Consider the following 12365-nt stretch of genomic DNA (forward strand, 5'->3'; position numbering starts at 1 on the left):
GAGAAAATGATGGTTAAGCTTATTGCCCATGTGCTTGTTCATAGTGGTGGTGATTATTTGCTCATTCAGCGTTCGGAAATTAAAAGAGGACAACCCAACGTTTATCCAACTTACTGGGATATTCCTGGTGGCGGGGTTGAAAAGGGTGAACTTCCGCGAGATGGAGCTCTTAGAGAATGTGTTGAAGAAGCGGGAGTTAGGCTAGACAGCAGTTCGCTCAAGCTTCTTCACGAAGATAGTCAACTGGATACCTCTAAGGATACTGTCTTTACTCGCTTAGTTTATAAAGCAGAGTGGGTTGGGGAGAAGCCAATTATCAGATTGGATCCTGAAGAGCATACGCTCTTTAAATGGGTTACTATGGCTCAAGCTCTAGAGGAGGAGAAGTTAGTTCCTTATTTGCGAGAAATTTTTGAAAGGTTAAGAAATGACTTATAATTTTACGGAAGAATATGATATTATTGTAATCGGTGCGGGACATGCGGGGGTTGAAGCTTCCCTAGCTGCGAGCCGTATGGGTTGCAAGGTCTTGCTTGCGACTATCAACATTGAAATGTTGGCTTTCATGCCATGTAATCCGTCTATTGGTGGTTCTGCCAAGGGGATTGTCGTGCGTGAGGTAGATGCCCTTGGTGGCGAGATGGCTAAGACCATTGACAAGAGTTACATCCAGATGAAGATGCTCAACACTGGGAAGGGACCAGCTGTCCGTGCCCTTCGTGCGCAGGCTGATAAGGAACTTTACTCTAAAGAGATGCGCAAAACCGTTGAAAACCAAGAGAATCTGACCCTTCGTCAAACCATGATTGATGAGATTTTGGTGGAAGAAGGCAAGGTTGTCGGTGTTCGTACAGCTACCCATCAGGAATATGCTGCCAAGGCTGTTATCGTGACCACAGGAACAGCCCTCCGTGGGGAAATCATCATCGGAGATCTCAAGTATTCATCAGGTCCAAACCACAGTCTGGCTTCTATTAACCTAGCTGATAATCTCAAGGAACTTGGACTTGAAATCGGTCGTTTCAAGACAGGAACGCCTCCACGTGTCAAGGCTTCCTCTATCAACTATGATGTGACAGAGATTCAGCCAGGAGATGAAACACCAAATCACTTCTCTTACACTTCACGTGATGAAGATTATGTCAAAGATCAAGTGCCGTGCTGGTTGACCTATACCAATGGTACCAGTCATGAGATTATCCAGAATAACCTCCACCGCGCGCCTATGTTTACAGGCGTGGTCAAGGGAGTGGGGCCTCGCTATTGTCCGTCGATTGAGGATAAGATTGTTCGCTTTGCGGACAAGGAACGCCATCAACTCTTCCTTGAGCCAGAAGGTCGCAATACAGAGGAAGTTTATGTCCAGGGACTTTCAACTAGCCTTCCTGAGGATGTCCAGCGTGATCTGGTTCATTCTATCAAAGGTTTGGAAAATGCAGAAATGATGCGAACTGGTTATGCCATTGAGTACGACATGGTCTTGCCTCATCAATTGCGTGCAACTCTGGAAACCAAGAAAATCTCAGGACTTTTCACAGCTGGTCAAACAAATGGTACATCTGGATATGAAGAGGCAGCAGGCCAAGGGATTATCGCGGGTATCAACGCAGCGCTGAAAATCCAAGGCAAGCCTGAGTTAATTCTAAAACGAAGTGACGGTTATATCGGAGTGATGATTGATGACTTGGTAACTAAGGGTACCATTGAACCTTACCGTCTGTTAACTAGTCGTGCAGAATACCGACTCATCCTCCGTCATGACAATGCCGATATGCGTTTGACTGAGATGGGGCGCGAGATTGGTCTTGTTGACGATGAACGTTGGGCTCGTTTTGAAATCAAGAAAAATCAATTTGACAATGAGATGAAGCGTCTAGACAGCATCAAACTTAAGCCAGTCAAGGAAACCAATGCTAAGGTTGAAGCGATGGGATTCAAGCCGTTGACAGATGCGGTGACAGCCAAGGAATTCCTTCGTCGCCCAGAAGTCTCTTACCAAGATGTGGTGGCTTTCATCGGACCTGCTGCTGAAGAATTGGATGACAAGATTATCGAACTGATTGAAACAGAGATCAAGTACGAAGGCTATATCTCAAAAGCCATGGATCAGGTTGCCAAGATGAAACGCATGGAAGAAAAACGCATTCCAGCCAACATCGACTGGGATGACATTGATTCCATTGCGACAGAAGCTCGCCAGAAGTTCAAACTCATCAATCCAGAAACCATCGGCCAAGCCAGCCGTATTTCGGGAGTAAACCCAGCAGATATTTCTATTTTGATGGTGTATCTTGAAGGTAAAAATCGTAGTATTTCAAAAAATTTAGAAAAAAAGGCTGACTAAAGACAAAGTGCTGAATTCTCTTTTAGGGAATTCAGTTTTTTTAATAGATTGCTTCTCTTTTTTTCGAATAAAGAGAAAAGGAGAAGAGATGATAACAGTAGAAGAAAAAAATTTTTTAGAAGCCTATAAAAAGGCGTCTTTTCACCGTTTTTATGAGATTGAACGCTTCGCTAGTCTCTATAAAAAGCTGAATAAATGTCCTCAGCAGGCTGACAAGAACTAGACTTTTTGATATACTAGAACAAATCAAAATCTAGGAGAGAATGAATGAACGTATATGGCAGATTAGAAGACGAACCAACTCCAACTTGGACTGGAAATCAAGAAAATTCAGCTGGGGGAGAGGAGCGAGAAGAGTTTGAAACACGACAATCTGCTCGCTTACCATTGTTTAAAATCTTAATTTGGAGCACTTTAGCGGTACTTGTATCTGTAGTTCTTCCTTTTGTGCTAGGATTGACCAGTCCAGAGCAGGCTCAGGATTTCTATATTGGATGGGCCATGCACCAAGGTGGAGAAATCTACACAGACTATTTTGGAACGAGTGGTCTCCTCTATTATTTCCTACAGTATCTAGCTAAAGGTAGCCTTTTATTTGCGACCTTTAATTGGCTTGCTTTAGTGGGCGCTGGAATTTTTCTTTTCCGTTCAACCTATGACTTGACGAAAGAGGACGAGCAGTCTCGACAAGTATTGACGATTTTTTACCTTCTTGCGGGAGGTCTTAGCTTTGGTGGTGGCTATGCCACAATTCTTGCCCTTCCATTTTTATTCTACGCCCTAAACTTCGTCACAACCTATTTGGCAGAATCTAATCATGATAAAGGTTTCTTGCGTATCGGGATGAGTTTGGCGCTTGCCTTCTTCTTGGCGCCTCTAGTCACAGTTCTATATACTCTTGTCTTGTTTTTAGCCTTACTAGCCTTTAATATCGGACGCGGCTACTTGGCTCGTGGCTTTTATCAATTTCTTGCGATTTGTCTAGGATTTTCACTCTTCTTTTATCCAATCGGTTACTACACAGTTTATAAAGGGAGCTTCGGGAGTGCTATTAGTCAAATTCTCTATCCAATTGATAGTTTGAATTTTATGTCCAACCCAGGTCTGCTAGATAATCTCCTCTTTTATGGATTATTAGCAATCGGTCTCGGAGGATTGACCCTTGTGTTTGCAGGCTTTTTCCAGTCTAAACCAAGCAAGCAATACGTCCTATCTATATTTGCTGCGCTTGCTCTTGTACTATCACTAGGCTTGGAAATTTTCTCTACCGAACCGATCCATGGCAGTCGTCTAGCTGAGTTGCTTCCTTTCATGTCCATTTTGTTATTGACTCGAATTCGTGCCAATAATGCAGAGGGAGTGAGTCGTAGTAGAAGATATAGCGAAGCCCCTTCAGTATGGGCAATCTTCCTCAAAGGAAATGTTTACCTGCCTATCTTGGCCCTTGCTTACCTATTCTTGGCCCCTCTAGTAGCGCGCTATGTCCTTCACTCGGAACAATATCAAGAACGAACTCGTATAGAAACTACGGTTAAAGGACAAACACAGGCAACAGATCGTATTTATATATGGGATGATCTTACTAATGGTTATAAGACTAGTGAACGTTTAGCGGCTAGTCAGTTGCTATCACCAAAATTATATACTGGCCTTGATGCAAATCGTAGCAAACTTGTCAATGATTTACGTGATAATCAGCCTAAAGTGATTGTGGTCAATACAAAAACAGCCCTCTGGACGGAAGTAGAACAGCTTCTAGCAGAAAGATATCAACCAGTTCAAAGTGAATTCAAAGACTTTAAACTTTACAAATTAAAATAAAACAATCAATATCTTGTGTAATTTTAAAAAAATTTTATTTTTTAACACAAGATATTGATTTTTATTTTTTTAGTGATATAATACTTTTTAGATACTAGTTTTAGAAAAGAGCCTGGATATGATTGTATTAGAAGAGAAAACAAACCCTGATCCAACCTTATTCGTCGAAAAGCGTGACGGCAGACGCGTCATTTTTGATGTAGACAAGATTGACAAAGCCTTGCATAAGGCTGCGGAAAAAGTCATGGATGTAACCCCCTTGGTAGAAAAGCGTCTTAATACTCTAGTTGAACGTATTGTAGAAGAGATTCATAGTCGCTTTCCTCAAGGTGTAAAAATCTATGAAATCCAAAATATCGTAGAGCACGAGTTATTGGAAGCCAAAGAATATGCCTTAGCAGAGGAATATATCACTTATCGAACTCAAAGGGATTTTGAGCGCTCAAAAGCAACAGATATCAACTTCAGTATCCATAAACTTCTCAACAAAGACCAGGCAGTTGTCAATGAGAATGCTAATAAAGATAGTGATGTTTTTAATACCCAGCGTGATTTGACAGCGGGGATTGTTGGGAAATCAATCGGTCTTCAAATGCTTCCTAAGCATGTGGCTAATGCCCACCAAAAAGGGGATATCCACTATCACGATTTGGACTATAGCCCTTACACCCCGATGACCAACTGCTGTCTGATTGATTTCAAGGGCATGTTGGAAAATGGTTTTAAGATTGGGAATGCTGAGGTAGAAAGCCCCAAATCTATCCAAACTGCGACAGCGCAGATATCACAAATCATCGCCAACGTTGCATCAAGTCAGTATGGAGGCTGTTCGGCAGACCGTATAGATGAAGTTTTGGCTCCTTATGCAGAGAAAAATTACCAAAAACACCTTAAAGATGCTGAGGAATGGGTCCTACCTGACAAGCGTGAGGAGTACGCTTGGAAGAAAACTCAAAAAGACATTTATGATGCCATGCAATCTCTAGAGTACGAGATTAACACCCTCTTTACATCAAATGGACAAACACCTTTTACTTCTCTTGGTTTCGGTCTAGGAACCAATCGTTTTGAACGTGAAATTCAAAAGGCTATCTTGAATATTCGTATCAAGGGGCTTGGTTCAGAACACCGTACAGCCATCTTCCCGAAACTTATCTTTACTCTTAAAAGAGGTCTTAACTTAGAGGAAGGTTCTCCTAACTACGATATTAAACAATTGGCTCTCGAGTGTGCAACCAAGCGCATGTACCCAGATGTCTTGTCTTACGATAAGATTGTCGAGTTGACAGGTTCTTTCAAGGTTCCGATGGGATGCCGTTCATTCCTTCAAGGATGGAAGGATGAAAATGGAGTTGAAGTTAACTCTGGCCGTATGAACCTAGGTGTGGTAACGGTCAATCTTCCTCGTATCGCCCTCGAGTCTGAAGGCGACCTGAACAAGTTCTGGGAAATCTTCAACGAGCGCATGAATATCGCTGAAGATGCTCTAGTTTATCGTGTGGAAAGAACCAAGGAAGCCACTCCAGCTAATGCTCCTATCCTTTATCAATACGGAGCTTTTGGCCGTCGTCTTGGTAAAGAAGAAAGTGTCGACGAGCTCTTTAAGAATAGACGTGCCACAGTTTCGCTTGGCTACATTGGACTTTATGAAGTAGCGACAGTATTCTTTGGCAACAATTGGGAAACCAATCCAGAAGCTAAAGAGTTCACCCTTGATATCATTCGAGACATGAAACATCGAGTAGAAGAGTGGTCAGACCAATACGGTTACCACTTCTCAATCTACTCAACACCATCTGAAAGTTTAACGGATCGTTTCTGTCGTTTGGACACAGAGAAATTTGGTTCTATTCCAGACATCACAGATAAAGAGTACTACACAAATTCCTTCCATTATGATGTGCGTAAAAATCCAACTCCTTTTGAAAAATTGGACTTTGAGAAAGTCTACCCAGAAGCGGGTGCGTCAGGTGGCTTTATCCACTACTGTGAATATCCAGTTCTTCAACAAAATCCAAAGGCCTTGGAAGCTGTTTGGGACTATGCTTATGATCGAGTAGGTTATCTCGGAACTAATACTCCGATCGACCGCTGTTACAAGTGTGATTTTGAAGGAGATTTTGAACCTACCGAGAGAGGATTTGCGTGTCCTAACTGTGGCAATAGTGATCCTAAAACAGTAGACGTGGTTAAACGAACCTGTGGCTATCTTGGGAACCCACAAGCGCGTCCGATGGTTAATGGGCGCCACAAGGAAATTGCTGCGCGTGTGAAACACATGAACGGTTCTACTATTAAAACAGCAGGACATGAAGTAAGAAGTTAGAAAGAAATAGAATGGGAAAATATCAATTAGACGATAAGGGTAAGGCCTTGGTTCAACGGTTCCACGAGAAACATTCAAAAGGTGGAGGAAATAAAAAAGACCGAGTGGCTAGCCTAAGAGAGCAATTTTTAAATAAGAATAAGAAAAAGTGAGAGTCCGCTCTCGCTTTTCTCTTAGTTGGAGGTAAAGATGATACTACGCAGACCAACATTTGCAGACAAAGAAACAGTTTTAGAGATGATGGTAGAGTTTGAACAGACTCAATCAGCCCACGATGGCGGATTTTGGGATGTTGAGAATTTTGTTTATGAAGAGTGGTTGGAAAGTAATCAGAATCATGAAATGGGGATTAATTTGCCTGAAGGGTGGGTGCCTGATATTCAGTTAGTTGCTTTTGCAAAAGATGGTAAAGCAGTTGGATTCCTCAACCTTCGATTGCGTCTCAATGACTATTTGTTGGAGGAAGGTGGACATATTGGCTATTCTATCCGCCCTTCCGAAAGAGGCAAGGGCTACGCCAAGGAAGCTCTCCATCAAGGTCTGCAAGTTGCTAAAGAAAAGAATATCAAACGAGCACTTGTGACTTGTAGCGCAGAAAATCCTGCCAGCCGAGCTGTTATCTTAGCTAATGGTGGAGAGTTGGAGGATGTTCGAAATGGAACGGAGCGCTACTGGATAGAGTTGGAGTAGAAAGCATGACATGGAATACACCAAAACCTGGCGAGTGGAAGAGTGAAGAGCTTAGTCAAGGGCGTATCATTGACTATAAGGCTTTTAACTTTGTCGATGGAGAAGGGGTGCGCAATTCTCTCTATGTAGCAGGCTGTATGTTTCACTGTGAAGGTTGCTACAATGTAGCGACCTGGTCTTTCAATGCAGGAATTCCTTATACGCCAGAATTGGAAGAACAAATCATGGCAGACTTAGCCCAGCCCTATGTTCAAGGCTTGACCTTGCTAGGAGGAGAGCCATTCCTCAATACAGGTATTCTTTTGCCCCTTGTAAAACGCATTCGAAAGGAATTGCCAGAAAAAGACATCTGGTCTTGGACAGGCTACACCTGGGAAGAAATGATGTTGGAGACGCCTGATAAACTAGAATTTTTATCCCTGATTGATATCCTGGTAGATGGTCGCTATGATAAAAGTAAGCGTAATCTCATGCTTCAGTTCCGTGGCTCTTCCAACCAACGGATTATCGATGTGCAAAAGTCTCTCCAAAGTGGAAAGGTAGTCATTTGGGACAAGCTTAACGATGGAAAAGAAAGCTATGAACAGGTGAAGAGAGAATGAAGAAAAAAGACTTAATAGAACAACTGGTTTCAGAGATAGAAACTGGAAAAGTAAAAACACTGGGTATCTACGGCCATGGGACTTCAGGAAAATCAACTTTTGCTCAAGAATTGTACCAAGAACTTGATTCCCAAAAGGTAAATTTACTAGAGACAGATCCCTACATTACTTCGGGACGACATTTAGTGGTACCTAAAAAGACACCAGACCAAAAGGTGACAGCATGTTTACCGGTAGCACATGAGCTGGCAAGTTTACAAAGAGATATTCTTGCTCTGCAAGCGAGTATGGATGTCTTGACAATAGAAGAACCTTGGAAGGCTAGTGAGATCTTATCGGGAGCAAAACCAATTCTGATAGTCGAAGGAATGTCTGTAGGTTTTCTACCCAAGGAACTCTTTGACAAAACCATTTGTTTCTACACGGATGAGGAGACTGAATTAAAGAGACGACTAGCTCGAGATACGACTGTGAGAAATCGCGATGCATCCTTTATATTAGCTAGTCAGCAGATGAGACGAGAGCAGTATCTACAATACTATAAAGAAACCGAGTCAAGAGCTGATATCTTGGTAGATCAATCAGATGATAAATTTCAAATTAAAACTAACATTATATAGAAGAAAAGACAGATAATCTAGCACTTAAATATGAAAATTTATTAAAATGGAATAAGAAAACAGTTTCATCTAAAAAATTTAAAAAAACCTGTCAAATCCCTTGCAATCGCAGGGGCTTTGTGTTATTCTATTATGGTGCTGTAAATTACAGCTTTAGCTTTGATGCAAGAGGTTGCGACACGCTCGGTTGCATTGCCACGCAACGCGCGTCGGTTTTCTTGTGGAGCTAGCCTATTATCTTAAATAGACGAAAAGGAGAAAAAGATGGCAAACAAAAAAATCCGTATCCGTTTGAAAGCTTACGAACACCGTACGCTTGACACAGCGGCTGCAAAAATCGTAGAATCAGCTACTCGTACAGGTGCACAAGTTGCGGGTCCAATCCCACTTCCAACTGAACGTAGCCTCTACACAATTATTCGTGCGACTCACAAATATAAAGACTCTCGCGAACAATTCGAAATGCGTACACACAAACGTTTGATCGACATCATCAACCCAACTCAAAAAACAGTTGACGCTTTGATGAAATTGGATCTTCCAAGTGGTGTAAACGTAGAAATCAAACTTTAATCTAAAATATAAAAGAGCAAAAGCTGGTGTTTCAATTGAATTGAACACGGGCTAAACTCGGTGTGAAAAAGATAAACTTCCTAGTGTCTGCAAGACACTGCGTCAGTTTCCTATTTTCACTTTGAGTTTGACGCCCTTTGTATCTTAGACTTGAGCATAAAAAACGCTCGTTAAAAACTTTTTGAATAAAAAATATAGAAAAGGAACTATTTTCTCATGACAAAAGGAATCTTAGGGAAAAAAGTGGGAATGACTCAAATCTTCACTGAAGCTGGCGAATTGATCCCTGTAACAGTTATTGAAGCAACTCCAAACGTTGTTCTTCAAGTTAAAACTGTTGAAACAGACGGATACAACGCTATCCAAGTTGGTTTCGATGACAAACGCGAAGTATTGAGCAACAAACCTGCTAAAGGACATGTAGCAAAAGCTAACACGGCTCCTAAGCGCTTCATTCGTGAATTCAAAAACGTTGAAGGCTTGGAAGTTGGTGCTGAAATCACTGTTGAAACATTCGCAGCTGGAGACGTTGTTGATGTAACTGGTACTTCTAAAGGTAAAGGTTTCCAAGGTGTTATCAAACGCCACGGACAATCACGTGGACCAATGGCTCACGGTTCTCGTTACCACCGTCGTCCAGGTTCTATGGGACCTGTTGCACCTAACCGCGTATTCAAAGGTAAAAACCTTGCAGGACGTATGGGTGGCGACCGCGTAACAATTCAAAACCTTGAAGTTGTACAAGTTGTTCCAGAAAAGAACGTTATCCTTATCAAAGGTAACGTACCAGGTGCTAAGAAATCTCTTATCACTATCAAATCAGCAGTTAAAGCTGGTAAATAATAAGGAAAGGGGAATACAGTCAAAATGGCAAATGTAACATTATTCGACCAAACTGGTAAACAAGCGGGCGAAGTTGTTCTTAACGATGCAATCTTTGGTATCGAACCAAACCAATCTGTTGTGTTTGATGTCATCATCAGCCAACGTGCTAGCCTTCGTCAAGGAACTCACGCTGTTAAAAACCGTTCAGCCGTTTCAGGTGGCGGACGCAAACCATGGCGTCAAAAAGGAACTGGACGTGCTCGTCAAGGTTCTATCCGCTCTCCACAATGGCGTGGTGGTGGAATTGTCTTCGGACCAACTCCACGTAGCTATGCGTACAAACTTCCTCAAAAAGTTCGTCGCCTTGCACTTAAATCTGTTTACTCAGAAAAAGTTGCTGAAAATAAATTTGTAGCCGTTGATTCTCTTGAATTTACAGCTCCAAAAACTGCTGAATTTGCAAAAGTTCTTGCAGCTTTGAGCATCGATTCTAAAGTCCTTGTTATTCTTGAAGAAGGAAACGAATTCGCAGCTCTCTCAGCTCGTAACCTTCCAAATGTGAAAGTTGCGACTGCTACAACTGCAAGTGTTCTTGACATCGCAAATAGTGACAAACTTCTTGTTACTCAAGCAGCTATCTCTAAAATCGAGGAGGTTCTTGCATAATGAATTTGTATGATGTTATCAAAAAACCTGTTATCACTGAAAGCTCAATGGCTCAACTTGAAGCAGGGAAATATGTATTTGAAGTTGACACTCGTGCACACAAACTTTTGATTAAACAAGCTGTTGAAGCTTCATTCGAAGGTGTTAAAGTTGCAAATGTTAACACAATCAACGTAAAACCAAAAGCTAAACGTGTTGGACGCTACACTGGTTTTACTAACAAAACTAAAAAAGCTATCATCACACTTACAGCTGATTCAAAAGCAATCGAGTTGTTCGCTGCTGAAGCTGAATAATCTAAGGAGGAAATATCGTGGGAATTCGTGTTTATAAACCAACAACAAACGGTCGCCGTAATATGACTTCTTTGGATTTCGCTGAAATCACAACAAGCACACCTGAGAAATCTTTGCTTGTTGCTTTGAAGAAACAGGCTGGTCGTAACAACAACGGTCGCATCACTGTTCGTCACCACGGTGGCGGACACAAACGTTTCTACCGTTTGGTTGACTTCAAACGTAACAAAGATAACGTTGAAGCAGTTGTTAAAACTATCGAGTACGATCCAAACCGTTCTGCAAACATCGCTCTTGTACACTACACTGACGGTGTGAAAGCTTACATTATCGCTCCAAAAGGTCTTGAAGTTGGTCAACGTATCGTTTCAGGTCCTGAAGCTGATATCAAAGTAGGTAACGCTCTTCCACTTGCTAACATCCCAGTTGGTACTTTGGTTCACAACATTGAGTTGAAACCAGGTCGTGGTGGTGAATTGGTTCGTGCTGCTGGAGCTTCTGCTCAAGTATTGGGTCAAGAAGGTAAATATGTTCTTGTTCGTCTTCAATCAGGCGAAGTTCGTATGATTCTTGGAACTTGTCGTGCAACAGTTGGTGTTGTCGGAAACGAACAACATGGACTTGTTAACCTTGGTAAAGCAGGACGCAGCCGTTGGAAAGGTATCCGTCCAACAGTTCGTGGTTCTGTAATGAACCCTAACGATCACCCACACGGTGGTGGTGAAGGTAAAGCACCAGTTGGTCGTAAAGCACCATCAACTCCATGGGGCAAACCTGCTCTTGGTCTTAAAACTCGTAACAAGAAAGCGAAATCTGACAAACTTATCGTTCGTCGTCGCAACGAGAAATAATTTAAAACTAGTCGCTTAAGCAACTAGGACATTCCGCCAGCTCGGTAGCGCTCCTTGAGAGCGCAAGCCGCTGTGGTACAACATTTAAAGGAGAAAACATAAAAATGGGACGCAGTCTTAAAAAAGGACCTTTCGTCGATGAGCATTTGATGAAAAAAGTTGAAGCTCAAGCTAATGACGAAAAGAAAAAAGTTATTAAAACTTGGTCACGTCGTTCAACGATTTTCCCAAGTTTCATTGGTTATACTATCGCAGTTTATGATGGACGTAAACACGTACCTGTTTACATCCAAGAAGACATGGTAGGTCACAAACTTGGTGAATTTGCACCAACTCGTACTTACAAAGGTCACGCTGCAGACGACAAGAAAACACGTAGAAAATAAGGAGAACATAAATGGCAGAAATTACTTCAGCTAAAGCAATGGCTCGTACAGTACGTGTTTCACCTCGTAAATCACGTCTTGTTCTTGACAACATCCGTGGTAAAAGCGTAGCCGATGCAATCGCAATTTTGACATTCACTCCAAACAAAGCTGCTGAAATCATCTTGAAAGTTTTGAACTCAGCTGTAGCTAACGCTGAAAACAACTTTGGTTTGGATAAAGCTAACTTGGTAGTATCTGAAGCATTCGCAAACGAAGGACCAACTATGAAACGTTTCCGTCCACGTGCGAAAGGTTCAGCTTCACCAATCAACAAACGTACAGCTCACATCACTGTAGCTGTTGCAGAAAAATAAGGAGGTAAA

Annotated in this window: 16 protein-coding genes; all 16 read left to right on the forward strand. The window is 41.9% G+C overall.

Annotation, left to right across the window (positions count from 1 at the left end):
* Positions 1-6: 6 nt before the first annotated feature.
* Positions 7-438, forward strand: coding sequence for an NUDIX hydrolase (locus HMPREF2987_RS01100; protein ID WP_075228986.1), 432 nt, complete (start codon positions 7-9; stop codon positions 436-438).
* Positions 428-2344, forward strand: a complete 1917-nt coding sequence (mnmG, locus tag HMPREF2987_RS01105; RefSeq protein ID WP_075228987.1) for a tRNA uridine-5-carboxymethylaminomethyl(34) synthesis enzyme MnmG — start codon at positions 428-430, stop codon at positions 2342-2344. The genes HMPREF2987_RS01100 and mnmG overlap by 11 nt, the downstream gene beginning before the upstream one ends.
* An 88-nt stretch (positions 2345-2432) precedes the next feature.
* Complete coding sequence (locus tag HMPREF2987_RS11195; RefSeq protein ID WP_257374856.1) at positions 2433-2567, forward strand: hypothetical protein; 135 nt, start codon at positions 2433-2435, stop codon at positions 2565-2567.
* A gap of 44 nt (positions 2568-2611) precedes the next feature.
* Entirely contained in the window at positions 2612-4165 is a 1554-nt protein-coding gene (locus HMPREF2987_RS01110) for a damage-inducible protein CinA (protein ID WP_075228988.1), read from the forward strand.
* 118 nt (positions 4166-4283) lie between these two features.
* Positions 4284-6491 carry an anaerobic ribonucleoside-triphosphate reductase gene (nrdD, locus tag HMPREF2987_RS01115; protein ID WP_075228989.1) on the forward strand — a complete coding sequence of 736 codons (2208 nt, stop codon included), beginning with the start codon at positions 4284-4286 and terminating at the stop codon, positions 6489-6491.
* Between the two features lie 11 nt (positions 6492-6502).
* Complete coding sequence (locus tag HMPREF2987_RS10575) at positions 6503-6643, forward strand: hypothetical protein (protein ID WP_000521609.1); 141 nt, start codon at positions 6503-6505, stop codon at positions 6641-6643.
* 37 nt (positions 6644-6680) lie between these two features.
* Positions 6681-7181 carry a GNAT family N-acetyltransferase gene (locus HMPREF2987_RS01120; RefSeq protein WP_075228990.1) on the forward strand — a complete coding sequence of 167 codons (501 nt, stop codon included), beginning with the start codon at positions 6681-6683 and terminating at the stop codon, positions 7179-7181.
* A gap of 5 nt (positions 7182-7186) precedes the next feature.
* Entirely contained in the window at positions 7187-7783 is a 597-nt protein-coding gene (gene nrdG / locus HMPREF2987_RS01125) for an anaerobic ribonucleoside-triphosphate reductase activating protein (RefSeq protein WP_075228991.1), read from the forward strand.
* Positions 7780-8403 carry a uridine kinase family protein gene (locus HMPREF2987_RS01130; protein ID WP_075228992.1) on the forward strand — a complete coding sequence of 208 codons (624 nt, stop codon included), beginning with the start codon at positions 7780-7782 and terminating at the stop codon, positions 8401-8403. Before nrdG ends, HMPREF2987_RS01130 begins: the two co-directional genes overlap by 4 nt.
* Positions 8404-8667: 264 nt before the next feature.
* Positions 8668-8976, forward strand: a complete 309-nt coding sequence (gene rpsJ / locus HMPREF2987_RS01135; protein WP_003009585.1) for a 30S ribosomal protein S10 — start codon at positions 8668-8670, stop codon at positions 8974-8976.
* 216 nt (positions 8977-9192) lie between these two features.
* Positions 9193-9819, forward strand: coding sequence for a 50S ribosomal protein L3 (gene rplC, locus HMPREF2987_RS01140; protein ID WP_000160197.1), 627 nt, complete (start codon positions 9193-9195; stop codon positions 9817-9819).
* 24 nt (positions 9820-9843) lie between these two features.
* Complete coding sequence (rplD, locus tag HMPREF2987_RS01145) at positions 9844-10467, forward strand: 50S ribosomal protein L4 (RefSeq protein ID WP_000024549.1); 624 nt, start codon at positions 9844-9846, stop codon at positions 10465-10467.
* Entirely contained in the window at positions 10467-10763 is a 297-nt protein-coding gene (locus HMPREF2987_RS01150; protein ID WP_075228993.1) for a 50S ribosomal protein L23, read from the forward strand. Before rplD ends, HMPREF2987_RS01150 begins: the two co-directional genes overlap by 1 nt.
* Before the next feature lie 17 nt (positions 10764-10780).
* Positions 10781-11614: a 50S ribosomal protein L2 gene (rplB, locus tag HMPREF2987_RS01155; protein WP_075228994.1), complete on the forward strand. Its 834-nt coding sequence runs from the start codon at positions 10781-10783 to the stop codon at positions 11612-11614.
* A 104-nt stretch (positions 11615-11718) separates the two neighbouring features.
* On the forward strand, positions 11719-12000 hold the full coding sequence (rpsS, locus tag HMPREF2987_RS01160) for a 30S ribosomal protein S19 (protein WP_000533766.1): 282 nt from the start codon (positions 11719-11721) through the stop codon (positions 11998-12000).
* Between the two features lie 11 nt (positions 12001-12011).
* Entirely contained in the window at positions 12012-12356 is a 345-nt protein-coding gene (rplV, locus tag HMPREF2987_RS01165) for a 50S ribosomal protein L22 (protein WP_000818137.1), read from the forward strand.
* The last annotated feature ends 9 nt before the right edge of the window (positions 12357-12365 follow it).

It is taken from the genome of Streptococcus sp. HMSC067H01, assembly GCF_001814775.1.
GTDB lineage: Bacteria > Bacillota > Bacilli > Lactobacillales > Streptococcaceae > Streptococcus.